This is a genomic window from Paenibacillus sp. sgz302114, from assembly GCF_056120345.1.
In genome coordinates this window covers 418199-441664 of record NZ_JBVYOI010000003.1, presented here as the reverse complement: position 1 = coordinate 441664, position 23466 = coordinate 418199, and the positions used below count along the sequence as shown (strand labels likewise).

General features: G+C 52.0%; 20 protein-coding genes. 18 read left to right on the top strand and 2 right to left on the bottom strand.

Going from position 1 to position 23466, the window contains the following annotated elements; translation table 11 throughout:
• Nucleotides 1–82: 82 nt before the first annotated feature.
• On the top strand, nucleotides 83–1273 hold the full coding sequence (locus AC0LWF_RS11275; RefSeq protein WP_474651620.1) for a class I SAM-dependent methyltransferase: 1191 nt from the start codon (nucleotides 83–85) through the stop codon (nucleotides 1271–1273).
• A gap of 91 nt (nucleotides 1274–1364) precedes the next feature.
• Here AC0LWF_RS11275 and AC0LWF_RS11270 read toward each other — a convergent pair whose 3' ends face one another.
• Nucleotides 1365–1601 (bottom strand): DUF2626 domain-containing protein, encoded by a 237-nt coding sequence (locus AC0LWF_RS11270; protein WP_090573717.1) that lies wholly within the window; start codon nucleotides 1599–1601, stop codon nucleotides 1365–1367.
• 272 nt (nucleotides 1602–1873) lie between these two features.
• Between AC0LWF_RS11270 and AC0LWF_RS11265 the strand changes: the two genes are divergently transcribed.
• From AC0LWF_RS11265 to AC0LWF_RS11240, 6 genes are all read left to right on the top strand, one after another.
• Entirely contained in the window at nucleotides 1874–2521 is a 648-nt protein-coding gene (locus tag AC0LWF_RS11265) for an RsfA family transcriptional regulator (protein WP_474651619.1), read from the top strand.
• A 134-nt stretch (nucleotides 2522–2655) separates the two neighbouring features.
• Nucleotides 2656–3645, top strand: coding sequence for a ketopantoate reductase family protein (locus tag AC0LWF_RS11260; RefSeq protein ID WP_474651618.1), 990 nt, complete (start codon nucleotides 2656–2658; stop codon nucleotides 3643–3645).
• Nucleotides 3646–3675: 30 nt separating this feature from the next.
• Complete coding sequence (locus tag AC0LWF_RS11255) at nucleotides 3676–4071, top strand: DUF3397 domain-containing protein (RefSeq protein WP_474651617.1); 396 nt, start codon at nucleotides 3676–3678, stop codon at nucleotides 4069–4071.
• Between the two features lie 135 nt (nucleotides 4072–4206).
• A complete protein-coding gene (bshC, locus tag AC0LWF_RS11250) occupies nucleotides 4207–5859 on the top strand; it encodes a bacillithiol biosynthesis cysteine-adding enzyme BshC (RefSeq protein ID WP_474651616.1) in 1653 nt (550 codons plus the stop codon).
• A gap of 56 nt (nucleotides 5860–5915) precedes the next feature.
• Nucleotides 5916–7184 carry an adenosylhomocysteinase gene (locus AC0LWF_RS11245; RefSeq protein WP_474651615.1) on the top strand — a complete coding sequence of 423 codons (1269 nt, stop codon included), beginning with the start codon at nucleotides 5916–5918 and terminating at the stop codon, nucleotides 7182–7184.
• Nucleotides 7185–7319: 135 nt separating this feature from the next.
• Nucleotides 7320–8390: a DUF4349 domain-containing protein gene (locus tag AC0LWF_RS11240; RefSeq protein WP_474651614.1), complete on the top strand. Its 1071-nt coding sequence runs from the start codon at nucleotides 7320–7322 to the stop codon at nucleotides 8388–8390.
• An 89-nt stretch (nucleotides 8391–8479) separates the two neighbouring features.
• On the opposite strand, the gene AC0LWF_RS11235 is transcribed toward AC0LWF_RS11240, so the two are convergent.
• Nucleotides 8480–8731 carry a hypothetical protein gene (locus tag AC0LWF_RS11235; RefSeq protein ID WP_474651613.1) on the bottom strand — a complete coding sequence of 84 codons (252 nt, stop codon included), beginning with the start codon at nucleotides 8729–8731 and terminating at the stop codon, nucleotides 8480–8482.
• Nucleotides 8732–8955: 224 nt separating this feature from the next.
• On the opposite strand from AC0LWF_RS11235, the gene mraZ reads away from it, so the two are divergent.
• The 11 genes from mraZ to murG all read left to right on the top strand — a co-directional run bounded on the left by mraZ (nucleotide 8956) and on the right by murG (nucleotide 23404).
• On the top strand, nucleotides 8956–9393 hold the full coding sequence (mraZ, locus tag AC0LWF_RS11230) for a division/cell wall cluster transcriptional repressor MraZ (protein ID WP_116187456.1): 438 nt from the start codon (nucleotides 8956–8958) through the stop codon (nucleotides 9391–9393).
• 57 nt (nucleotides 9394–9450) lie between these two features.
• Nucleotides 9451–10383, top strand: a complete 933-nt coding sequence (rsmH, locus tag AC0LWF_RS11225; RefSeq protein WP_474651612.1) for a 16S rRNA (cytosine(1402)-N(4))-methyltransferase RsmH — start codon at nucleotides 9451–9453, stop codon at nucleotides 10381–10383.
• Between the two features lie 40 nt (nucleotides 10384–10423).
• A complete protein-coding gene (gene ftsL, locus AC0LWF_RS11220; RefSeq protein WP_474651763.1) occupies nucleotides 10424–10819 on the top strand; it encodes a cell division protein FtsL in 396 nt (131 codons plus the stop codon).
• A gap of 11 nt (nucleotides 10820–10830) precedes the next feature.
• Entirely contained in the window at nucleotides 10831–13056 is a 2226-nt protein-coding gene (locus AC0LWF_RS11215; protein ID WP_474651611.1) for a penicillin-binding transpeptidase domain-containing protein, read from the top strand.
• A 292-nt stretch (nucleotides 13057–13348) separates the two neighbouring features.
• On the top strand, nucleotides 13349–15295 hold the full coding sequence (locus AC0LWF_RS11210; protein WP_474651610.1) for a stage V sporulation protein D: 1947 nt from the start codon (nucleotides 13349–13351) through the stop codon (nucleotides 15293–15295).
• A gap of 106 nt (nucleotides 15296–15401) precedes the next feature.
• Complete coding sequence (locus tag AC0LWF_RS11205; protein ID WP_474651762.1) at nucleotides 15402–16886, top strand: UDP-N-acetylmuramoyl-L-alanyl-D-glutamate--2,6-diaminopimelate ligase; 1485 nt, start codon at nucleotides 15402–15404, stop codon at nucleotides 16884–16886.
• The gene (locus tag AC0LWF_RS11200; protein WP_474651609.1) at nucleotides 16886–18304 is read left to right on the top strand and encodes a UDP-N-acetylmuramoyl-tripeptide--D-alanyl-D-alanine ligase; all 1419 of its coding nucleotides are present in this window, start codon (nucleotides 16886–16888) and stop codon (nucleotides 18302–18304) included. Before AC0LWF_RS11205 ends, AC0LWF_RS11200 begins: the two co-directional genes overlap by 1 nt.
• Nucleotides 18305–18314: 10 nt before the next feature.
• On the top strand, nucleotides 18315–19271 hold the full coding sequence (gene mraY / locus AC0LWF_RS11195; protein WP_474651608.1) for a phospho-N-acetylmuramoyl-pentapeptide-transferase: 957 nt from the start codon (nucleotides 18315–18317) through the stop codon (nucleotides 19269–19271).
• A gap of 438 nt (nucleotides 19272–19709) precedes the next feature.
• Nucleotides 19710–21146 carry a UDP-N-acetylmuramoyl-L-alanine--D-glutamate ligase gene (gene murD / locus AC0LWF_RS11190; RefSeq protein WP_474651607.1) on the top strand — a complete coding sequence of 479 codons (1437 nt, stop codon included), beginning with the start codon at nucleotides 19710–19712 and terminating at the stop codon, nucleotides 21144–21146.
• 45 nt (nucleotides 21147–21191) lie between these two features.
• Nucleotides 21192–22289, top strand: a complete 1098-nt coding sequence (spoVE, locus tag AC0LWF_RS11185; RefSeq protein WP_474651606.1) for a stage V sporulation protein E — start codon at nucleotides 21192–21194, stop codon at nucleotides 22287–22289.
• An 8-nt stretch (nucleotides 22290–22297) separates the two neighbouring features.
• Nucleotides 22298–23404: an undecaprenyldiphospho-muramoylpentapeptide beta-N-acetylglucosaminyltransferase gene (gene murG / locus AC0LWF_RS11180; RefSeq protein WP_474651605.1), complete on the top strand. Its 1107-nt coding sequence runs from the start codon at nucleotides 22298–22300 to the stop codon at nucleotides 23402–23404.
• Nucleotides 23405–23466: the final 62 nt, after the last annotated feature.

Here is a 23466-nt window from a genome sequence, read left to right as displayed (position 1 = left end):
CCCGCATGCACTACTATATGCTATGACCGAATCTATTATATCTTGAAGCAGTAATTTTGTCGTTGATTTGGAGGCTGTCTGCATGAATCATTCGGAGCGTTTGACCGCTTCCATACATAGAGAGATAGTGCAAAGCGATCGTTATGGTTGGATATCCCCGCATCCTGATAGAGGCGAGGATATTCGCTGTATCTCGTTTCGCGATTATATGGATCGCTGTCTCTACGACGAGACAGATGGATACTATAAGTCAGGTAAAGTCCGGGTAGGCAAAGACGGCGATTTCTACACGAGCTCGCAGATCGGCTCATTGATGGGAGAGAAGCTTGCGGGCTGTATCGCCAAGCTGATTGATGGCGAGGAGCAGGATCGTCGTCTGACCATTGTGGAGTGGGGAGCGGGCACAGGAGCGTTGTCTAGGCAGATGCTGACGGCTTGGCTTGATTCTTCTCTCCCTTGGCTGGCGAAGCTGCGATATGTGGTCGTTGATAGTAATCCCGTGCATTTAGACGAGGCGCGAAACCGGATGGAACAGGTGCAAGAGAGGTTAGGGGAGGAAGGCGTTATCGTCTTCATGTCTCCCGATGAAGCGCGAATCGCATTAAGTAACGTGCAGGATAAAGGCGAGTATATCGTCGTCATTGCCAATGAGCTTCTGGATGCGTTCCCGGTTCACCGAGTTCAGCAGAAGCATGGACGATTATGGGAGCTTGGTGTTACATCGGCTTTATCCGTAAATAATAGAGAGCCGTTCGAGTATGTTCATATGCCGCTAACAGACGATAAAATTTCAGTGGTTCTGGAGCGTGACGGAATTCAGCTGAGGGAAGGTCAGATTGCGGAGGTTAATCTTGCTGCGGAGCAATGGATTGCATTGATGGGGGAACTCATTCGAGAAGGTGTGTTGCTGCTAATCGATTATGGCCACGAGGCAGCGGAGCTGACCGCGCCACATCGGATGCACGGGACGATGCTCTGTTATAAGGACCATGTCGCGTACGATCAGCCATTCCTCGCTCCTGGCGAGCAGGATATTACAGCCCATGTCAACTTTACCGGTTGCAAATCCGCTGCGGAAGCATCTGGCTGGCATGTCCATTATTACGATACGCAGAAGCAGTTTCTCATTGATCATGGGCTGCTGCAGGATCTCGCTTCGCATGATGGCATGAATCCGTTCAGCGAGGCGGCTAGGCGCAATCGTGCGATCCGCCAGCTGCTGCTCAGTGACGGGATGAGCGAATCCTTCAAAGTATTGATGCTGCGCAAATAGGCTGGAATCAAAAAAAATGAAAAAGGCTGTTTCGATTGGAGAGCTTGTCTCCTCGAAACAGCCTTTTGGCTATTGGCCAGAAAGTGATGTTTTAGAATGGGTTGCCCATTACAAAAACGGTCCAATACGTGAAGCCGACGAACGCGATAAACATATATCCCCAGAACATCAGCATATAGGTTCTTTCAGAAAAGTTCAAATAGCCTAACAGGACAAACACAGCGGTTTGAATAAAGAACAAGAGTGACATCTCGGTCATATGACCTGCAAACGCCATAAGCGCGATTACAAGCGTCCAGAAGCCGAGCACTCGGAACATTCGTGCCATGATTTCATCCCCCTTCTTGTTAGTCTCTGGTCCATTTTTCTATTGCCCATTATATCGTTTAAGGTAACAAGTGTAAACTGTTTCAAACGTGACGAATTGGCAAACTTTTTCGTTCGTTTAGCCCCTCGGATAGAAGTTTGCTTCATTTTGTGAAAAAACATGTATGAGCCTTAAAAAAAATGGATATACAAATTAGTATCCGATAGATTCTATGAACTCTACCAAGGGCATAGAGATAAAGTAAGCGCCTAATGTTAGGAGGTTTTGGTTGCATGACAGCAGTCAGACAAGATGCCTGGAGTCCAGATGACGATCTCATCCTGGCCGAGGTAACGCTGCGGCATATTCGTGAAGGTAGTACGCAGCTAGCCGCGTTTGAAGAAGTAGGAGAGCGTATTGGCCGAACCTCGGCCGCCTGCGGATTTCGCTGGAACAGCTGTGTCCGCAAACGCTATGAAGATGCGATACAAATTGCAAAGCAGCAGCGCCAGAAGCGGAATTATATGAAGAAACAGACGTACGTCGCTACACCACATGTGTCCTCCATTAATTTGATCGACACCGACGAGCGTGCGTACAAGAATGATCCGTTGACGGAAGAATCGTTATCTATTGATACCGTTATCCGGTTTCTGCGTCAATGGAAAGGGACTTACCAGGAGCTTAATCGTCAAATCAAGACGCTTGAACGCGATTTGCGCGAGAAGGACGAAGAGCTTTACACCTTGCGCGAGTTGAATGAACGGCTATCGCATGAAGTGAACAATGCGCAATCCGATTACCGTGCAGTCAATGATGATTACAAAACATTGATTCAAATTATGGACCGTGCGCGCCGTTTAACGGTGCTGACGGAAGAAGACGATGCAAAGCCCCGCTTCAAAATGGATGCGAATGGCAACCTGGAACGCATTGAATAGTGCGCCTGTTTGAAGGCAGTTCTCAAAAATCTCACCGGACCTGTAAAAGGAGCGGCGAGATTTTTTAGTTTGTATCTGATACGATGGAGCTATACATAACGTTTAAAGCGGAAATAGGGAAGAGGTTGCCACAGTTGAAAATCATAGTTGTCGGCGCCGGAGCGCTCGGCCTGCTCTATGGCGCAAGACTTGCGCGCGCAGGTGTGGACGTACTGATGCTTACGCATTCGGAAGAGCAGGCTGAGATGCTGAATGGCGAAGGGATTGCCTTGGTTGAAGCTGAGAGCTTCATAAGTCGAATTTCGGTGAAGGCGGCTTCATTGCATGCCTATTCAGCTGCGGTTGAAGCAGGGCTAGATGATAGACACGGGCACGACAAGTCCGATTGGATCTGGATCGCAGTGAAGCAGGCACATCTCGATGAAGCGATGATAACGCAGCTGGCCGTGCTGGAAAGTCGTAGTCAGGCGCCAATCATCGCCTTGCAGAATGGGATCGGGCATATGGACAAGCTGCGCGCTGCGATGCCGCAAGCACCTTTGTACGCGGCCGTCACGACAGAGGGAGCACTGCGAGAAGGCGGACATACGGTGCACCATACGGGAAGCGGGAGCATCATGCTCGGCATATGGCCGAAAAGTAGCGGAAAAACGAGCAAACCTCAAAAAATGTTGCTAAAAACGATGCAGGGTGCAGGAATTGAACTGATTCTGTCGAATGAGATTGAGAATCGTGTTTTCCATAAATTGCTCATTAATGCGGTCATTAACCCGCTTACGGCGATATTCGGTGTACGAAACGGCGACCTGCCGCTTAATCCGCAGCGCAGAGCATTTATGGAGGCGCTACATAAGGAGAGCGAGGGAATTCTGCTCGCGTCCGGAATGGCAAGTGAAGGTGATAGCTGGCAGCGTGTGCTCCAGGTCTGCGAAGCGACTGCACGCAACGAATCGTCCATGCTTCGCGATGTGCTAGGCGGCCGAATCACCGAAGTGGATTGGATCAATGGAGGCATCGTTTCGCTAGCGAGGAAGCTAGGCTTGCCAACACCAATGAATGATGCGGTTGTGACGATGATTAAGACACTTGAACTTCATGCGCGAATTAATGTACCTAATGATTAATCTTCTACATACGAGAGGAGCGATCTAAGAATGCTGTGGATTTGGGAGAGCATTAAGCACATCTATGCATTTTTGGCCGTTCTTCCGATTATACCTTTTGTACTCGTTTATTTTGGCTATGCAGCATATACTGGCGACCGCAAGCAAGCGTTCCGAATCGCGATGGACGTGACGACAGCGCTGCTCATTGGCTGCGTTGCGGTGCTGTTCAACCTTTTATTCAATAGTAATTTCGGGCTTTACGGTATATTGCTCGTGCTTCTGCTTGGAGGCGGATTGTTAGGCAATGCGCAATATCGGTTGAAAGGCAACGTTGATTTTCGCCGAATCATGCGGGCAATATGGCGCCTCGGATTTTTCGTCATGGCGTTCTGCTATCTTATTCTTATGTGTATTGGACTTGGTAAAAGCTTGTTCATGGTGTAATGCTGCGTACAATCGTCTCCCGTATTTGAGGGGGACTTTTTTTTTGACGGTGTGCTTTACGTTGTGTACAATGAATGAGAAAAACTGCATTCATTATTAGAACTATAGATCGTGGATGAAAGGTAGAGACTGTCCATGAAAATTGAGTCTGTACAGCTGCCTTTCGGTCAGCCAATTACCGAAGCATATATAAACAGAAGCGATCCAGGCGTCGAAGCTTTGTTCGGCAGCCATGCCGCCGAAGCCGCACATTGGGAGAAGCGTCTGAACTGGCTAAACAACCACGCCGACAAGCGTACATCGGCTGGTGGTCTTGCAGATGCGCTAGCCCGTTATAATGAAGTCTCGAACAACCAGCCTGCCGTGAATGCGAATATCGACGCCATTCGAGCTGGCGCGCCTGTCGTCGTAACGGGCCAGCAGGCGGGGCTATGGACAGGTCCGCTTCTTGTTATACATAAAGCGGTGACGGTTATTGCTGCTGCGAGAGAAGCGGCCAGCAAGCTAGGCACGCCGGTCGTGCCCGTATTCTGGATCGCTGGCGAAGATCATGACTGGGACGAAGCGAACCATGCATTCGTGCGTAGCGCGAGTATCAGCGGAAATGGGGAGTCGGCGAGGCTGAGCCGCGTCGCTATTAAGCGGCCGAGCGGGGTCAGAACGTCGGTAAGCCGGACAAAGCTTGCGTCGGATGCATGGGTAGATGCTTTGCAGCGCCTGAGCCAAGAACTGCCGGATACGGAGTTTAAGCCAGATATGCTGCTGCAGCTAGAACAAGCCGCGAAGCAGGCAGAATCGCTCAGCGACCTGTTCGCGGCAACGATGGGCTTGCTCTTCGGCAAGTATGGCCTAGTGCTCCTCGATGCCGATGATCCGGTCATTCGCGCGTTGGAAGCGCCGATGTTCGAGCAGATGATTGCGCGGAACGATGAGCTTGAAGCGGCCTATGTCGGTGCAGCAAGTGATGTGCAAGAGCTCGGATTTAAGCTTTCGGCCGATGTAACGCCAGGCAGCGCGAACCTGTTTATGTTCGATGAAGGTGAGCGGGTGCTGCTGCATAAAGAAGAAGGCGGCTTCCGCAATCGTAAATCGACCAAGTCATGGACTTCCGCAGAGCTGCTGGACTTGGCTAGAAACAAGCCGCAGCAGCTCAGCAACAATGTCCTGACGAGACCGATCATGCAGGACTATGTGCTGCCGGTTCTAGCCGTTGTACTCGGGCCGGGCGAGATTGCTTACTGGTCGCTGACGGGACGTGCTTTTCACGTACTGGGAATGGAAATGCCAATTGTCGTTCCGCGGATGTCCTATACCCTTGTGGAACAAACGGCTGCGAAGTACATGTCGAAGTTCGAGCTATCGTTCGACGATATCGCTCACCGTTATGCCGCCCGTCGGGAGACTTGGCTGAAGGAGCGGGACGAGCTGGGCATCGAAGCGCGATTCGCTGAAGTGAAGGAGCAGTTCAAAGCAGTCTATCAGCCTGTGATGGATATGGCTGCTGGAATTCAGCAGGGGCTGCGTGACCTGTCGGAGAGTAATTTACAGCGCATCGAACGCGAGCTCGCCTATATGGAAGCAAGGACGAAGGATGCTCATGCTCGCCGGTTTGATACAGCGCTTAGTCAGATGGACTGGGCTGCAGTATCGCTATGGCCAGATGGTAAGCCGCAGGAGCGAGTGCTTAACATGACCGACTTCTGGAACCGTTATGGTTTATCCTGGGTAGACAAGTTACTGGAAGCGCCATATAGCAATCAGGGCGGACACTGGATAATCTATCTGTAAATACCGCTAAAGAAATGATAACAATTGCATGTTATGAAAGGATGCTGATTTGGACCATGACAGTGAACGCGAAACAGAACAGTATTGTTAGAGATATGGCGCTTGCGCCAGAAGGCCATCTGAAGATTGATTGGGTAGCGGCGCATATGCCTGTGCTGAACCGTATCCGCGAGCAGTTCGAGAAAGAGCAGCCGTTCAAAGGACTCAAGGTTGCAATCTCCCTGCACTTGGAAGCCAAGACTGCTTATCTGGCGAAAGTCGTTCAAGCCGGCGGCGCTGAAGTAACGATCACAGGCAGCAACCCGCTATCCACGCAAGACGATGTATGTGCGGCGCTCGTTGAAGATGGCATTACCGTATTCGCGAAGTACAATCCAGAGCCGGAAGAGTACAAGTCGCTGCTTGTTAAAGCGCTCGAAACAAAACCGGATCTTATTATTGATGACGGTGGCGATTTCGTATCGATTCTCCACGCAGAGCGTCCTGACCTGATGGAGAATATTCGCGGCGGCGCTGAAGAAACGACAACAGGTATTCTTCGCTTGAAAGCGATGGAGAAGGACGGTTCGCTCAGCTTCCCGATGGTTGCCGTGAACGATGCGTTCTGTAAATACTTGTTCGATAACCGTTACGGCACAGGCCAATCGGTATGGGATGGCATTAATCGGACGACAAACCTTGTTGTAGCAGGCAAAACAGTCGTTGTTGTCGGCTATGGCTGGTGCGGTAAAGGCGTAGCAATGCGTGCAAAAGGTCTTGGTGCGCAAGTTATCGTAACCGAGATCGATGCTATTCGTGCCGTTGAAGCATACATGGACGGTTTCACGGTGCTTCCAATGAAAGAAGCTGCGAAGCATGGTGATTTCTTCGTAACGGTAACAGGCAATCGCGACGTTATCCGTGGCGAGCATTACGAAGTGATGAAGGATGGCGCGATTCTGTCGAACGCAGGCCACTTCGACGTCGAAGTGAACAAGCCAGAGCTCGAAGCGCTGTCGAAGAACAAGCGCGTTGTTCGCCGCAACATCGAGGAGTACCAATTGAAGGACGGACGCAGCATCTACCTGCTGGCGGAAGGCCGCTTGGTTAACCTTGCAGCAGGCGACGGTCACCCGGCAGAAATTATGGATATGACATTCGCGCTGCAAGCGATGTCGCTTAAATATGTGAACGACAACTATAAGGAAATCGGCAAGAAAGTTGTTAACGTGCCGTATGCGCTTGATGAGCAGGTTGCTCGCTACAAGCTTGAAGCGATCGGTACTGGCATCGACAAGCTGACGGATGAACAGATCGCATACCTCGACAGCTGGCAGGAGCATTAATTCGGAATAATTATATAAGAACGTGTGGATGCGTGAGCGTCCATGCGTTCTTTTTTTGTGCATTGCTGCAACTTCTGTATTAGCTCTGGCGTTTGGTAGATAGGCAGACAAATACCAAATATCGGGGGTCATGCTATGAACAGACAGAGAATGAAATGGTTGGTGCTAATCGGAGTTGTTGCGATGCTGATGGGGCTGCTGGCCGGATGCGGTGGAAACAGCAGCAATGATACGGCATCGGCAAGCATGGACGGCGGGAACGCGAACATGAACATGAAGGCGTTATCAGCTTCTACGAATGATGCGTCGACAGATACCGCTGCAATGTCTAATTCAGCGGTCGAAGAAAAGGCAGCAGATGCGGCTCCGGCAACAGATGCAGCGGCGACGGTTTCCGGTGAAGTAGGCGCGGTGGAGGGAAGTGGAGAGACGACAGCACCTGAGGAAGGTGTCGATCGGAAAATTATTTATAAAGCGAACGTGAACATGGAGGTGGAAAGTTTCGATAAGGCACAGACTTCGCTTCGTAATTTGATCCATTTATCAGGCGGCTACTTGCTGAAGTTCGCCGATAAGAAGACGACCTCCGAGCTTGGCGGCACCTATACAGTGAAAGTGCCTGCTTCCGGCTTCGACGGCTTCATCACCGAGCTTGAGAAAATGAAGCATGTCAGCTTCGAGAGCAGCGCGCAGGGAACAGATGTTACGTCCGAGTATGTAGACATGGAAGCGCGGCTGAAAGCGCGCAAAGTGGTAGAAGCGAGACTGCTCGCCTTCATGGAGAAAGCGACGAAGACATCGGATCTGCTGGAGATTTCCAAACAGCTTGGCGAGGTACAGACGGAGATTGAACGGATTAAGGGCCGCATTCAATACTTGGACAACAATGTTGCGTACTCGACGATTGACCTTCGCTTATATCAAGTGCTCGAGGCTGGGCCTCAAGTTACGAAAGATGACCCGAAGTTTGTTCAACGAATAAAGGATGCAATAAACGGGAGCACAGATGTGATCTATGCGTTCTTCCAAGGTCTTGTCGTCTTCATTGCCGGGGCCATTCCAGTTCTCGTTATCCTTGTTATCTTCGGGATTCCACTCTATCTGATGTATAGAAACTATCGTCGCAACCGGCCTGTTGTTAACGTGACGAAGCCATCTGCGCCAGATGTGGTTCAATTGGAAGAAGGCAAAGAAAGCAAAGAATAGAAAAAGAACAATTAACTTCAATACGTTTGGTTCGAAGAAGAGCTGCACCATCAGCCCCGCAAGGCTGACGGAGCAGCTCTTCTTGGCGTTTAAGCCCGTTTGCTCCTGCACAACGAGCGACTGACGGCAGCGGTCATTGCGCTCCGCTTCGCTATATTCATGCGATCTTCATCCTTCGCTGAGCTGAACTTGGGACAGCTATAGAGGGTTAGCAAAGCTTCTTTGGCTGCGGCTTCAGCCTCATTCGCATTGCCGAGCAGATAGAGCGAAACCTGAAAAACAAGCGGTTCTACGGTGCGCAATAGTACTATTTTATCGTCTAAGGTAGCGTCGCCAGTCATAGGCAGACCCCCTCCATGAATGATTCATCCAGCATTTACATTTCTAGTGTACACGAACGAAAGTACTAAAAAGTTTCAAAATCGTAACAAGGTTAATCCCGTGAAATATTTTTTAAAATCCTGCTAAAGAAGCAGGAATATCCAGTCGAGTGGCGAATAGTTCAAGCTAAGTGGTGGAAAGTGGGGCCAAGTGGTGGTTTTGGGGGAAGAGGTGGAGCGGTCACATGTTTATGGGCGAGTACCAACATAGCATTGATGAGAAGGGCCGCATTATTATTCCAGCCAAATTCCGCGAACAGCTTGGTGAACGCTTTGTTGTCACGAGAGGACTGGATAACTGTTTGTTCGTCTATCCTGAGAGTGAGTGGAGCTTGCTGGAACAGAAGCTGAAGTCGCTGCCGATGATGAAGTCGGACGCGCGGGCATTTTCCCGGTTTTTCTTCTCCGGGGCTACGGAATGTGAGCTCGACAAACAGGGAAGGGTAAACTTACCGAATACGCTCTGTGAATATGCGAAGCTAGATAAAGATTGTATCGTGCTTGGTGTATCGAACCGGGTGGAAATTTGGAGCAAACCGATTTGGGAAGGCTACTTCAAACAGTCGGAAGAGACCTTTAATGAAATTGCAGAGAAGTTGGTTGATTTTGATTTTAATTTTTAGCTCGTTCGTCGTTAAGTGGGAAGTTTACGGCGTCCTTAGGGCCGGGAGGTATACAGCATGTTTCAACATATAACGGTGCTAAGGGAGGAAGCGGTTGATGGACTCGCCATCAAGCCGGATGGCATTTATGTGGATTGTACGCTTGGAGGAGCAGGGCATAGCGAGTTGATCGTATCGCAGCTAGGACCAAGCGGCCGGCTAATTGCTCTGGATCAGGATGATTGGGCGCTTGACAATGCAAGGGTGAGATTGGCGGCTTATATGGATCGGGTTACGCTCGTAAAGAGCAATTTCCGCTACTTGGCGCATGTGCTGCGCGATTTAGGTATTGATGGCGTTGACGGAGTTTTGTTTGATCTAGGCGTTTCCAGCCCGCAGCTAGACGAGGGCGAGCGTGGGTTCAGCTACAATCATGATGCGCCGCTCGATATGCGGATGGATCAAGACGGCATGCTGACAGCTGATGATATTGTAAATACATGGGAAGAACGGGAAATTTCTCGCATTATCATGGATTATGGCGAAGAGCGTTTTGCACGTTCCATCGCGCGCAAAATTGTAGCCGCAAGAGAGTCGAAGCCGATTGCCACAACTGGCGAGCTCGTCGACATTATAAAGACTGCAATTCCTGCTGCTGCCAGAAGAACAGGACCGCATCCTGCGAAGCGTACGTTTCAAGCTTTGCGAATTGCAGTTAATGACGAATTGGGCGCAGAGGAAGAAGGGCTTGCACAAACGATCGACGTGCTTAATTCCGGAGGCAGAGCGTCAGTCATTACGTTCCATTCCTTGGAAGATCGGATTTGTAAACAGCTGTTTGCGAAATTTGTTGAAAGATGCACCTGTCCACCCGATTTTCCGATGTGCGTGTGCAGCGGCAATGGCAAGCTGAAGCTTGTCAATCGCAAGCCAATTGTTCCAAGCGAAGCTGAGCTTGAGCAGAACAAGAGAGCACGCTCGGCAAAACTGAGAATAGCAGAGAAACTTTAAGGTTCAGCAACCAATTAAGGAGGATATAGGGTTGGCTTATGTGAATGGAAACCTTGCGCTTCAGCCGAAGCGCAAAACGGATCCGAAACAGCAGCCGCAGTTTCGCGAGACCAAAAAAGTCGTCGTACGGCGCAAATCGCTGCCGGTACAAGAGAAGCTGCTGTACATGTTTACGATCCTCGTATGTGTTGTTGTCGCCGGCGTTATAATTTTCCGCTATGCTCAAATCTATCAGATGGAGCTGCAAATTAAGCAGCTGACGAAGCAGCATGACGAGCTTGTCGTGGAGATGGCAGATTTGAAGTCGCAATATGAGAAGCTGAATGATCCCCAGAGCATTATGAAAAAAGCAGAAGAGAATGGTTTAGCCCGCAGTGATGAGAAGATAACCGTCAGCATTAACAAAGATAATCCGCTAGCAAGCGCGCAGAAATAGGTGAAGCGGCGATGACAAAACGAATAAAATTACGGACGCTGCTAATCGGAGGGTTTATCACCCTCCTTTTTGTTTCCCTTGTTGGGCGAATTTATTGGGTTCAAGTTGTAAAGGCAGACTTCTGGGCGGAGAAAGCAAGAGAGGTTTGGTCAAGGTCTGAGACATTGGTTCCGGTGCGAGGAGAGATTACGGATCGGAATGGTAATGTGCTCGCAATGGACGTATCGGCGTATACGGTCGCGCTTAATCCGCAAGTCATTCATACGTTGAAGCTCGAAGATGTAATCGTGAACAAATTAAACGTCGTGCTCGGCAAGTCGAAGAGCTCGCTTCGCGATCTGCTTGATGAGAAGCAGAAGAACGGCGAGTATTATAAGCAGCGGGAGGTACGTAAGGAAGGCTGGAAGATCGATAAATCTGTCGCTGATCGCATCGTCAAATTCCGTGAGGATCTGAAGAAGCAGACGGGGCAGAAGGATGTCGGCATCTACTTAATTGATCAGAAGAAGCGGTTTTATCCGAAAGGTGACCTCGCTTCTCATGTTATCGGTTACGAGGATAAGGACGGCAACGCCATTATGGGACTCGAAGCGTCGCTTAATAAGGAGCTTAGCGGCGTGGAAGGCCATATCAAGTATGAACGCGACGGCAACGGCGTCATATTGGACAATGGGACTGTCAACTTCACTCCATCGGTTGACGGTAAAAACGTGAAGCTGACGATCGATACGGATATTCAGCATTACATTGAAGATGCGCTCAGGGAAACGTACGAGAAATATAAGCCGAAGAGCATTACGGCAATCGCCGCTGATCCGCAAACAATGGAAATTCTCGGCATGGCGAATATGCCGGATTTTAATCCGAATTCGTACTGGACCGCACCGCAAGAGAACTTTTATGATCATTCGATAAAATCGTTGTACGAGCCGGGCTCTACGTTTAAGATTGTTACACTCTCCGGCACTGTTCAGGAAGGGATGTTCAATCCGAACGAGACATACAAATCCGGTAAAATCAAGCTACCCGGCGGACAAATTCACGATATTGAGCGTAACGGATGGGGGACGATCACGTTCCTGGAAGGTCTGAAGCGCTCGAGTAACGTGGCTTTCGTCAAGCTAGGCTACGAGCGGTTGAAGGCGGACAAGCTGATGGATTATATTCTGAAGTTCGGCTTCAACCAGAAGACAGGCATCGAGCTGCCAGGCGAAATCAAAGGTGACATCAGCTTCAACCCGAGCTACCCTACAGAGGTTGCGACAGCTGCGTTCGGTCAAGGTAGAGTTCAAGTAACGCCGATTCAACAGGTTGCTGCCGTTGCCGCTGTAGCGAATGGCGGCAAGCTGCTCGTTCCCCATCTCGTGAAAGAGATCGAAGATCCGGTTACGAAGAAAGTGCAAGTCATTAAGCCGCAGGTCGTACGCCAAGTTATTTCTGAGAAGACGGCGAATCAAGTCGATGAATATCTGGAGCAAGTCGTCTCCGACCAGAAGATCGGTACAGGCCGCAGAGCCTTTATCGATGGTTACCGAGTGGCGGGTAAGACAGGTACAGCGCAGAAGGTTATCGGCGGCAAATATTCCGAGGACAAATACGTCATCTCCTTTATCGGTTTTGCCCCGGTAGGCAATCCAAAGATCGTGCTTTATCTCGTTATGGACGAACCTAATGACCGCATGGCGTCCGGCGGTGTGGTCATGGCCCCGCTCTTCAAGCAAATCGTGTCGCAAAGTCTTCGCCATATGGGCGTTGATCCGGTGACGCCTATGACGACAACGACCGAAGGGTCGGAGAACAAGGAGCAGACCGTTGAAGTTCCAGATGTGCAGGATGTGAGTGTAAAAGAAGCGACGGACAAGCTGAAAGCGAAGCAGCTGGATTATGAAACCGTCGGCAAAGGACAAACGGTGCTCAAGCAAATTCCGAAGGCTGGCACGCCTGTAAGTCCGGAACAGCGGATTTACTTGCTGACGGAGGACCGCTCTAAGCTGCCGGTTCCGAATATGATCGGCTTATCGCTCCGCGATGCGCTGGAGATGTGCTCCGTATTGCAGATAAAGTGTGTCACCACGGGCGAAGGCTTCGTTACTTCACAAACACTAGTCAACGAAAAAGGCGTCAAGCAGCTGAAGCTTACGCTGTCTCCTCCAAAAGAGCAGATCGAGCAGCAATCCAGTACGGATGAAGCTGACGATAACGCAACAATCGGAGCCGAAGACAATAATAGCGAGTAAGACGTGAGAGGGTTAGCTTGTTCTAACCCTCTTTCTCTGCGAATAGGCTTGGATTAGGAACGGTCGGACAAGGGCCTGCTTTGCTGTTTTTGCTGCACGAGCGAGGCATGGTCTATCCGATGTTTTGCTTATTTATCGGTTTGGAGCGCAGCGTCGGCAATCTCGAATGGGAACGACTTTGGTGCGAAGCACCACGGGAGTGACCATCGAGATTGACGTGCGGAGCGGAGCCACCGAGAAATAAGCAGCGCACCGGTACTGTCCATACCGAGCGAGCGGAGGGATTTATGTGGTGAAAGTATCAAGCGTTACGATCAGGCGCCGTCTGTTCACGGCGCTTCTCATTGGTGTACTTGCATTCGGCTCGCTTGCTGCGAGACTTGGCTATGTGCAGCTGTACAAGGGTGGCGAGCTGTCGGAGAAGGCGGAGGATTCCTGGCGCAGGGAGATTCCGTTCTCGGCGAAGCGCGGCGAGATATTGGACCGAAACGGCTCCATGCTAGCGTATAATATAAGCTCACCGACGATCATGGCGATTCCCGCGCAGATTGAGGATGCGAAGACGACAGCGACGAAGCTGTCGAACGTGCTAGGCATGACTGAGGATACGATATTCACCACGATAAAGAAAAAGCAGCTCATCGTCCGGATTCAGCCGGGAGGCCGCAAAATCACTCCGGAGAAAGCGCAGCAAATCCGCGATTTGAACCTGCCGGGCATCGTCGTAGCGGAGGATAACAAACGGTATTACCCGATGGGCAGCCTCGCTTCCCACGTTCTCGGTTTCACTGGCATCGACAACCAAGGCTTGACCGGCCTTGAAGCCAAATATAATGATCAGCTCAAAGGCATAAACGGCAACATTTCGTACTTGTCGGATAACAAAGGCGACCAGATGCCGGGCTCGGCGGATACGTATTTGAAGCCGAAGGACGGGCTCAATCTGGAGCTCACCATCGACAAACAGGTGCAAACCATTATTGAACGCGAGCTCGATCAAGCGATGGTGAAGTTCCAAGCCGACGATATTATCGCCATCGCGATGGACCCGAACAACGGGGAAATTCTCGGCATGGCGAGCAGACCGACCTTTGAGCCGGATAAATATCGCGACGTCGATCCGCAAATCTACAACCGCAATCTGCCGATTTGGATGACGTACGAGCCTGGTTCCACGTTCAAGATCATCACGCTCGCAGCGGCGCTTGAAGAGGGCAAAGTGAATTTGAAGACCGACCATTTCTTCGATCCCGGCGCGGTGGAAATTGGCGGGGCACGGCTGCGCTGCTGGAAGAAAGGCGGCCATGGCAGCCAGACGTTCCTTGAAGTGGTGCAGAACTCCTGCAACCCTGGCTTCGTTGCACTTGGTAACAGACTCGGCAAAGAGAAGCTTTTTGACTATATTAAGAACTTCGGTTTCGGCAAGAAGACAGGTATTGACCTGAACGGCGAAGAGAACGGCATCATGTTCAAAATGAGCCAGGTCGGACCGGTTGAACTGGCGACAACTGCATTCGGTCAAGGCGTATCCGTAACGCCGATTCAGCAGATTACGGCTGTTTCAGCCGCGATTAATGGGGGTACTTTGTATAAGCCGCATGTTGCCAAAGGCTTCATAAATCCCGAGACGGGGGAGACGGTTAGCAAAGTAGAGCCGGAAGTTGTCCGCAAAGTCATCTCGGAGGATACGAGCAAGCAGGTGCGAGAAGCGCTTGAGAGCGTCGTAGCCAAAGGAACAGGACGCAACGCGTTCATTGACGGTTATCGTGTAGGCGGCAAGACCGGTACCGCGCAGAAGGTTATTAACGGTCGCTATTCTCCTAACGAGCACATCGTATCGTTTGTCGGCTTTGCGCCTGCGGATGATCCGAAGATCGTCGTCTATATCGCCGTTGATAACCCGCAAGGCATTCAATTCGGGGGCGTAGTGGCAGCGCCGATTGTCCATAACATCCTGGAAGATTCTCTCCCGTATTTGGGGGTTGCTCCTAGAAAGACGCAGATTAGCAAGGAGTACAAGTATGGCGAGACGCCAATCGTAGAAGTGCCGAACCTTGTCGGTAAGACGGTGTCGGATATATACGAGGATCTCAATATGAACTTCAATCTGTCATCGGCAGGCAGCGGAGATACCGTCATTCGGCAGTCGCCGGCGCCAGGAACAAGGGTGGATCGAGGGTCAACCATTCGGATTTATTTGGCAAAAGACGAAGATGAAAGCAATGTTCCAAGGCCATAATGAGTATAGATAGAGAAGTAGGCTGCGTACGAAAGAACGCGTGAGGCCGCTTCGCTAGCGGGCCGCACTCAGCTTGATCTGCTCATGGGAGGGGACGACTGAGATGGTGCGAGTGGAACAATTGGCCGCTTTGCTGCTCACCGCCGTGCTTTGCGGAGAGGGTTCAGCGGAAATAAGCAGTATAGAGATTGATTCCCGTGAAGTTACAGCCGGTGCGCTGTTCATCTGTTTACGGGGACACAAAGTGGATGGCCATCAGTTTGCGGCACAGGCGCTGGAGCGTGGAGCTTCGGCGCTTGTCGTCGAACGGCTGCTTGATTTGCCTGTCCCGCAGATTGTTGTGAAGGACAGCCGTCACGCGATGGCAGTCATCGCCGATCATTATTATGGGCATCCGAGCAAGCAGCTGAAGCTGATTGGGGTGACTGGCACGAATGGCAAAACGACGACGACGTATCTCATTGAGCGAATATTGAGCGATGCAGGACATTCGCCAGGCGTAATTGGAACCGTAGAGATGAGGTATGCAGGCAGCACATATCCGATGTCAGGGACGACACCCGAGGCGCTTCAGCTGCAGCGTTCGCTTGCTTCCATGGTGGAGAGCGGCTGCGATTACTGCGTAATGGAAGTGTCTTCGCACGCTCTTGAGCAAGGTAGAGTTAAAGGAAGCCGGTATCGGACCGCGATTTTTACGAATTTGACACAGGATCATCTCGACTATCATCAGACGATGGAGAAATACGCAGCCGCAAAGAGTCTCCTCTTCTCGAGGCTTGGCAATGAGTTCGGCGCAGCTCCGGAGGAACGGCTATATGCCGTGCTCAACGCAGATGATGATGCATCGCCGAAGTACGCGAGTGTGACAGCGGCAGAAGTCATCACATATGGTCTTGACCATGACGCTGACGTCCGGGCTAGCGCAGTCCGCATTACAGCGCACGGAACCGCATTCCATGTCGATACGTTCGCGGGCTCGGCGGATATTACGCTTCGTATGGCCGGCAAGTATAACGTCTATAACGCGCTTTGTGCGATTAGTGCTGCTCTAATTGAAGGTATTCCTTTGTCGCAAATCAAGCAGAGTCTTGAATCGCTTCCAGGCGTTCCGGGTAGAGTCGAGGCGGTGCAAGCCGGACAGCCGTTCGCGGTTATCGTCGATTACGCGCATACGCCGGATGGACTCGAGAACGTGCTTGCTGCGGTCAAGGATTTCGCGGCCGGACGCCTTATCTGCGTATTTGGCTGCGGTGGCGACCGCGACCGAACGAAACGTCCGCTCATGGGGCAAATAGCCGCGCGTTATGCGGATTATAGCTTTATTACATCTGATAATCCGCGCACTGAAGATCCGCTCCGTATCCTGCTTGATGTCGAAGCGGGGCTTATCCAGGATGAAGTCGCAAGCAATCGCTACGAATTGTTGGAAGATAGGCGGATTGCGATACAAAAAGCGGTTGAAATGGCTGGTCCTGACGATGTAGTATTAATTGCGGGGAAAGGCCATGAAACCTACCAGGATATCGGCGGCGTCAAGCATAGCTTCGACGACCGCGAAGTGGCTAAAGAAGCGATAAGGAGTCTTTCATAGTGATTAGAAGAACGATTAGCGAGATTGCCGCCATGTGCGGCGGGACGATTCATCATAATAATGCCGGAGATCCGCAAGTCAGCGGCGTTACGATCAATTCGCGCAAAGTAACGCCCGGGCAGCTGTTTATCCCGATTAAGGGCGAAAACTTCGACGGGCATGATTTTGCCGTGTCCGGGATAGAGAACGGTGCGGTCGGCACGCTGTGGCAGCGGGATAAGGAGCTTCCGGAAGCGCTGGCGAATGTGCCGGTCGTGCTTGTCGACGACACAACAACGGCATTGCAGCAGCTTGCCGCTGCTTATCGGGATGGGCTGAACTTGCGTGTCGTCGGCGTGACGGGCAGCAATGGCAAGACTTCGACGAAGGATATGGTCGCTGCAGTGCTGTCTGGCGCTTTCCGCGTGCATAAGACAGACGGCAACTATAACAATCACATCGGCTTGCCGCTGACTTTGCTCGATCTGAGCGAGGATGTCGACGCGGTCGTGCTTGAGATGGGAATGAGCGAGTTCGGCGAGATCGACCTGCTTACTCGTCTGGCTAAGCCGGACGTTGCCATCATTACGAATATTGGCGATGCGCATATGCAGCAGCTCGGTTCGCGCGCAGGCATTGCCATAGCGAAGCTGGAAATTGTCGCAGGCTTGCGGGCGGGCGGCTTGCTGCTCATTAACGGCGATGAGCCGCTGCTGCATGAGGGTCTTGCGCAGACGGCGCTCCCTGAAGGCGTAGAGGTACAGACGTTCGGGCTAGGCAGCGGTAATCAATGGACGGCAGAAGCGGTGACAGGAGATGCGATCTCCTCGACGTTTGACGTGAAAGGCCAAAATGGGCTCTTGCGTATTGCACTCCCGGTTGCAGGCGCTCATAATGTATCTAATGTCTTGGCAGCTATTGCAGCTGCCAAGAAGCTTGGCGTGCAAGATGACGTCATTCGCGAAGGAATTCATGGGCTGAAGCTGACTGGCATGCGCATTGAACCTACTCGTGCGTATAATGGAGCAATGATGCTTAACGATGCATACAACTCGAATCCGACAGCTGTCCGCGCTGCGATTGACCTGCTTGCCGGCTTATCCGGCTACAGACGCAAGTGGCTCGTCCTCGGCGATATGCTAGAGCTGGGACCAGACGAAGCTGCCATGCACGGGGAAATCGGCGCATATGTGACACCGGATAAAGTGGATGCCGTACTTACATACGGCCCGCTGTCGCAGCATACGGCATCAGAGGCTGCGAAGCATTTTGAGGGAAAAATAGCTGTTCAGGGGGAAAAGCAAGTGTGTGCGTTCGAAGATAAAAATGAACTTGCACAATGGCTCCGCGCGCGATTGGCGCCGGAGGATCTCGTGTTGGTGAAAGGGTCACGCGGCATGCGCATGGAAGAAATCGTCCATAGTCTGCAAAGCGTGTAGGGGTGAAATTATGGACGTAAAGGTCATTCTACTGTCTATCGGCGCTTCTTTCATGCTTGCAATTTTGTTCGGACCTTTGTTCATCCCGCTGCTGAGACGGCTGAAGTTCGGTCAACAGATCCGTACAGACGGCCCGCAAAGCCATTTGAAGAAATCAGGCACGCCAACGATGGGCGGCGTTATTATTATGCTCGCCGTGCTTCTGGCTTTCTTGAAATTCTCTGATAAGACGTCGGAATTCTGGGTGCTGCTCATTGCGTCGCTAGGATTTGGACTTGTCGGATTCCTAGATGATTATATCAAAATCGTATTTAAACGGTCTCTCGGCCTGACTGCGATGCAGAAGCTAATTGGTCAGCTGTTATTTTCCGTTATTATATGTATACTGCTTCATCAGATGCATCACAGTACGGTAGTTAGCATTCCAGGCACGTCGTTTGATCTGGACTTCGGCTGGTTCTACTATGTGTTCGTCGTCATTATGCTGTTCGGTACGACCAATGCGGTCAACTTCACGGATGGAGTAGACGGCTTGCTGGCAGGGACAGGCGCAGTCGCGTTCGCGGCGTTTGCGATTCTCGCTCTGCATGCAAGCGAGCATGAATCGGCAATCTTCTCAGCAACAATGATCGGCGCGATGCTGGGCTTCCTCGTGTTCAACGCTCATCCGGCGAAGGTGTTCATGGGCGACACAGGCTCACTTGGCATAGGCGGGGGCATGGCGGCTGTGGCGATATTGACGAAGACGGAGATTTTGCTCGTTATTATCGGCGGCGTGTTCGTTCTCGAGATGCTGTCGGTTATTCTGCAGGTTGGTTCGTTCAAGCTGAGAGGCAAGCGGATCTTCAAAATGAGCCCGATTCATCATCATTTCGAGCTGTCCGGCTGGTCGGAGTGGAAGGTTGTCACTTCGTTCTGGATTGTAGGAATTCTGTTCGCGGCGATCGGGTTGTTGTTGGGCCGCTAATGGAAGTGGGAGCCCCGCAGGGGGCTCTTGCTGTAAGGTCCCGCAGGGACGAGGCAGCTCAGCTGCCGATGATGTTTGGGGTTTAGTTTTTTGTTCTGAGGTCCCGCAGGGACGAGGCAGCGCAGCTGCCGACAAACTAACTTTCAAGCACCAGCTGGAAGCGTGTCCCGCGAGGGACGAAAGCGATCCAATCGCCGCATGAAGCTCATCGCGCCTCTGCAGCCCGGAAGTTCGTCATGACGAAGTCCAGGTAGCACAGGCGCGTAAATCGTAAAGTTAGTCCCGCAAGGGACTTCGAGCATATCCACCAAACACCGCTAGGAGCGCCTCTGTCACTCGGACGTTATATCTTCCGGGTGTCCAGAGGGTTGGTAAACCCTCGGGGTCCCCCTTTCCAAGGGGGATTTAGGGGGATCAAATGTTGGGAGTGAACATAATTTGAACCACCCATCCTTATACAAGGATCAAACCGTAGTCGTATTAGGTCTTGCAAAGTCCGGTGTAAGCGTCGCGAAGCTGTTCCGCAAGCTCGGCGCGAACGTCACCGTCAACGATATGAAGGAACGCCATTTATCTCCCGAAGCGGACGAGCTAGACGCTTTGGGTGTTTCTGTTATATGCGGCAGTCATCCGGAAGGGTTGATAACGGAGCAAACTGCCCTTGTAGTGAAGAACCCGGGCATTCCGTACACATCTCCGCCGGTCAAGCGCGCATTGGAGCTCGGCATTGAAATGGTAACGGAGGTCGAGGTTGCTTATCTGCTCTCGCCGGCGCCGATCATTGGCATCACTGGCTCCAATGGCAAAACAACAACAACGACATGGATTGGCGAGCTGCTTGAAGCAGCGGGCATCAATCCCATCGTTGCAGGCAATATCGGCACGCCGCTGTGCGAAGCTGCGCAGACCGCACAGCCATCGGACTGGATCGTCGCAGAACTAAGCAGCTTCCAGCTGAAAGGCACTTGCGAATTCCGTCCGCGTATCGCCATGCTGCTCAACGTCGTCGAGACGCATCTTGACTATCACGGCGGGATGGAAGACTATGTCGCATCCAAAGCGAAGCTGTTCGCAAACCAGACAGCAGCGGATACGGCCATTCTCAATGCAGACGATCCAGTCTGCCAAGAGCTGATGAAGTCAGGCTCCATCTTGGCGAAGCTGCTCCCGTTCTCGACTTCACAGGAGCTTACATACGGCCTTTGCGTCATGCCGCCATATCCGGCGGATCTGACAGCACCGGTGGACAGCTCGCCGCGCATCATCGTATACCGCGATGAGCAGGGCGTAACGCATGAGGTGCTTCCGGTGAACGAGCTTGGCCTGCCAGGCCGCCACAACACGGCAAACGCGCTCGCAGCCATCGCAGCATGCCTCACAGCAGGCGCTGGCATCGAACAGCTACGCGAGCCGCTGCGCACTTTCCACGGCGTTGAGCACCGCTTAGAGTACGTCTGTGAACGCGGCGGCGTCAAATACTTTAACAATTCCAAGTCGACGAACGGCGCATCGACAATTATCGCTTTGCACTCCTTCACAAAAGGCGTCGTGCTTATCGCAGGCGGACTGGACCGCGGCTCCGATTACATGGAGCTGCTGCCGCATTTCCGTAGCCGGGTCAAGGCGGTCGTGGCGCTTGGCGAAACACGTCACAAAATCGCTCATGTCGCGGAGCTCGCAGGTTTATCGATGATCAAAGTCGTCGAACCTGTGGAGGACGCCGAGAGCACGCTTTCGCTCGCTGTCCGCGAAGCAGCAGCTCTCGCGGAGCCGGGAGATACCGTGCTGCTCTCGCCTGCTTGCGCAAGCTGGGATATGTTCAAATCGTATGAGCAGCGGGGGAGCATTTTTAAGCAATCGGCGCATAACTTGTAAGTAGGGGGCTTGTCCCTACTTAAGCTTGCAAGAGGTGTTCGTGCTATGGCAAAAGCCAGGTCCGCCCCGGATATGTGGATGATTATTTCGATCGTGCTTATTCTCGCTATCGGTCTTGTGATGGTGTACAGTGCGAGTGCGGTGCTCGCATTCCATGAATTTGGGGACAAGTTCTACTATGTAAAACGGCAAATGTTATTTGCCGCGCTTGGAATCGGCGCAATGATCGTCACCATGAATGCGGATTATTGGATATGGCGCAAATGGGCGAAGCTCGGGCTGTTCATATGCTTCGGCTTGCTGCTCCTGGTCCTTATACCGGGAATCGGTGTTGTGCGCGGCGGTGCGCGCAGCTGGCTCGGCATCAGCTCGTTCGGCATTCAGCCGTCAGAGTTTATGAAGCTTGCCATGGTTGTTTTCTTGGCCAAGCTGCTTGGCGAGAAGCAGCAAGCGGTGACGCAGTTCACGAAGGGCTTGCTGCCGCCGCTCGGCATTCTCGGCCTTGCCTTCGGCCTTATCATGATGCAGCCGGACCTTGGTACTGGCGCAGTTATGATCGGCGCTTCGCTGATTGTCATCTACACGGCCGGAGCGCGTATGGCGCATCTTGGTTCACTAGCCCTTGTCGGCGTAGCCGGGCTCGTTGGTCTTATACTGGCTGCTCCTTATCGGCTGCAGCGGATAACCGCCTTTCTCGATCCGTGGGCAGATCCGCTCGGCGCAGGTTATCAATCTATTCAATCGCTCTATGCGATTGGACCTGGCGGTCTTGTCGGACTTGGCCTTGGCATGAGCCGGCAGAAGTTCAACTACTTGCCGGAACCGCAAACCGACTTTATCTTCTCCATCCTCTCTGAAGAGCTTGGATTCATCGGCGGCGCTGCGATCATTACGCTGTTTGCCATTCTGCTCTGGAGAGGCATGCGCACAGCTATTGCGGCGCCCGACACGTTTGGCAGCCTGCTGGCTGTCGGCATTATCGGCATCGTAGCCGTACAAGTCTTTATTAATATCGGCGTTGTTATCGGGATGCTGCCGGTAACCGGCATTACGCTGCCGCTCGTAAGTTATGGCGGCTCGTCGCTTACGCTGCTCCTGACCGCGCTTGGTATTTTGCTGAATATATCCCGTTACTCGAGGTGACTTAACAGATGCGTATCGTATTGACCGGCGGCGGAACAGGCGGCCACATCTATCCTGCGCTTGCAATTGGCAAGCAGGTGGAAGAGGAAGAGCCGGGTTCGCAGATCCTTTACATCGGATCGCCGAATGGCCTTGAGAGCCGGATCGTTCCCGCGCAAGGCATCGCATTCGAGCCGGTTGAAATAACAGGCTTCAGACGGAAGCTAAGCTTCGAGAATGTGAAGACCATTATGCGGTTTCTCAAAGGCGTGCAGCGCTCGAAGCAGCTGCTTCGCAAATTCAAGCCAGATGTCGTCGTCGGCACAGGTGGCTATGTGTGTGGTCCCGTCATCTATGCCGCGGCCAAGCTGGGCATTCCGACTCTTATTCATGAACAGAATGCGGTCGCTGGACTGACGAACCAATTTCTATCCCGCTATGCGGACTGCGTAGCGGTGAGTTTCAAAGAAGCATTATCTGCATTCAGCAAGGCGAAGAACACGCTTTATACCGGAAATCCTTGCGCGACGAACGTCGTCAGCGCAGGCAAAGAGCAAGGGTATTCAAGGCTTGGCGTAGCTGTCGGCAGCAAGGTTGTGCTGCTAGTCGGTGGCAGTCGCGGGGCAAAAGCGATAAACGACGTCATGGTGGACTTGGCACCGCAGCTGCTGCGGATGCCAGATGTCCATTTTGTGTTTGTAACCGGAGAGAGCTATTACGAGGGTACGATGAGCCGGTTGAAGGCAGCCGTGCCTACGTTACCTCCTAATCTTCAAGTGCTTCCCTATTTGCATCACATGGCAGAGGTGCTTGCTGTATCGAGCCTCGTTGTTGGCCGATCTGGGGCATCGTCGCTGGCGGAGCTGACCGCGCTCGGCGTCCCATCCATCCTTATCCCTTCGCCGAACGTGACGAACAATCACCAGGAAGCGAATGCGAGGAGCTTGGTTGATGTAGGCGCGGCTGAAATGATCGTTGAACGCGAGCTGAGCGGTTCGCTTCTGTTTACGCGAATCGCACACATTATGAATAGCATGGAACAGCAGCAGGCGATGAGCGCTGCTGCGCGAACGCTCGGCATGCCGGAATCGGCAGCAATCATTGTAAATGAACTAAAAAAATTAACGGCAGGATGAACATGTGCCTGTCAAGTGGGCGATTGTCACACTCCTATGCGAGTAGGCATAGTATATTGCAT

What these genes read in the sequence shown, in the direction of transcription:
- mraZ (WP_116187456.1), top strand. Translation starts at nt 8,956, where the DNA reads ATGTTTATGGGCGAGTACCAACATAGCATTGATGAGAAGGGCCGCATT.
- spoVE (WP_474651606.1), top strand. Translation starts at nt 21,192, where the DNA reads ATGGCAAAAGCCAGGTCCGCCCCGGATATGTGGATGATTATTTCGATC.
- bshC (WP_474651616.1), top strand. Translation starts at nt 4,207, where the DNA reads ATGAAAATTGAGTCTGTACAGCTGCCTTTCGGTCAGCCAATTACCGAA.
- AC0LWF_RS11240 (WP_474651614.1), top strand. Translation starts at nt 7,320, where the DNA reads ATGAACAGACAGAGAATGAAATGGTTGGTGCTAATCGGAGTTGTTGCG.
- rsmH (WP_474651612.1), top strand. Translation starts at nt 9,451, where the DNA reads ATGTTTCAACATATAACGGTGCTAAGGGAGGAAGCGGTTGATGGACTC.
- AC0LWF_RS11255 (WP_474651617.1), top strand. Translation starts at nt 3,676, where the DNA reads ATGCTGTGGATTTGGGAGAGCATTAAGCACATCTATGCATTTTTGGCC.
- AC0LWF_RS11235 (WP_474651613.1), bottom strand. Translation starts at nt 8,731, where the DNA reads ATGACTGGCGACGCTACCTTAGACGATAAAATAGTACTATTGCGCACC.
- murG (WP_474651605.1), top strand. Translation starts at nt 22,298, where the DNA reads ATGCGTATCGTATTGACCGGCGGCGGAACAGGCGGCCACATCTATCCT.
- mraY (WP_474651608.1), top strand. Translation starts at nt 18,315, where the DNA reads ATGGACGTAAAGGTCATTCTACTGTCTATCGGCGCTTCTTTCATGCTT.
- AC0LWF_RS11275 (WP_474651620.1), top strand. Translation starts at nt 83, where the DNA reads ATGAATCATTCGGAGCGTTTGACCGCTTCCATACATAGAGAGATAGTG.
- AC0LWF_RS11245 (WP_474651615.1), top strand. Translation starts at nt 5,916, where the DNA reads ATGACAGTGAACGCGAAACAGAACAGTATTGTTAGAGATATGGCGCTT.
- AC0LWF_RS11265 (WP_474651619.1), top strand. Translation starts at nt 1,874, where the DNA reads ATGACAGCAGTCAGACAAGATGCCTGGAGTCCAGATGACGATCTCATC.
- AC0LWF_RS11215 (WP_474651611.1), top strand. Translation starts at nt 10,831, where the DNA reads ATGACAAAACGAATAAAATTACGGACGCTGCTAATCGGAGGGTTTATC.
- AC0LWF_RS11270 (WP_090573717.1), bottom strand. Translation starts at nt 1,601, where the DNA reads ATGGCACGAATGTTCCGAGTGCTCGGCTTCTGGACGCTTGTAATCGCG.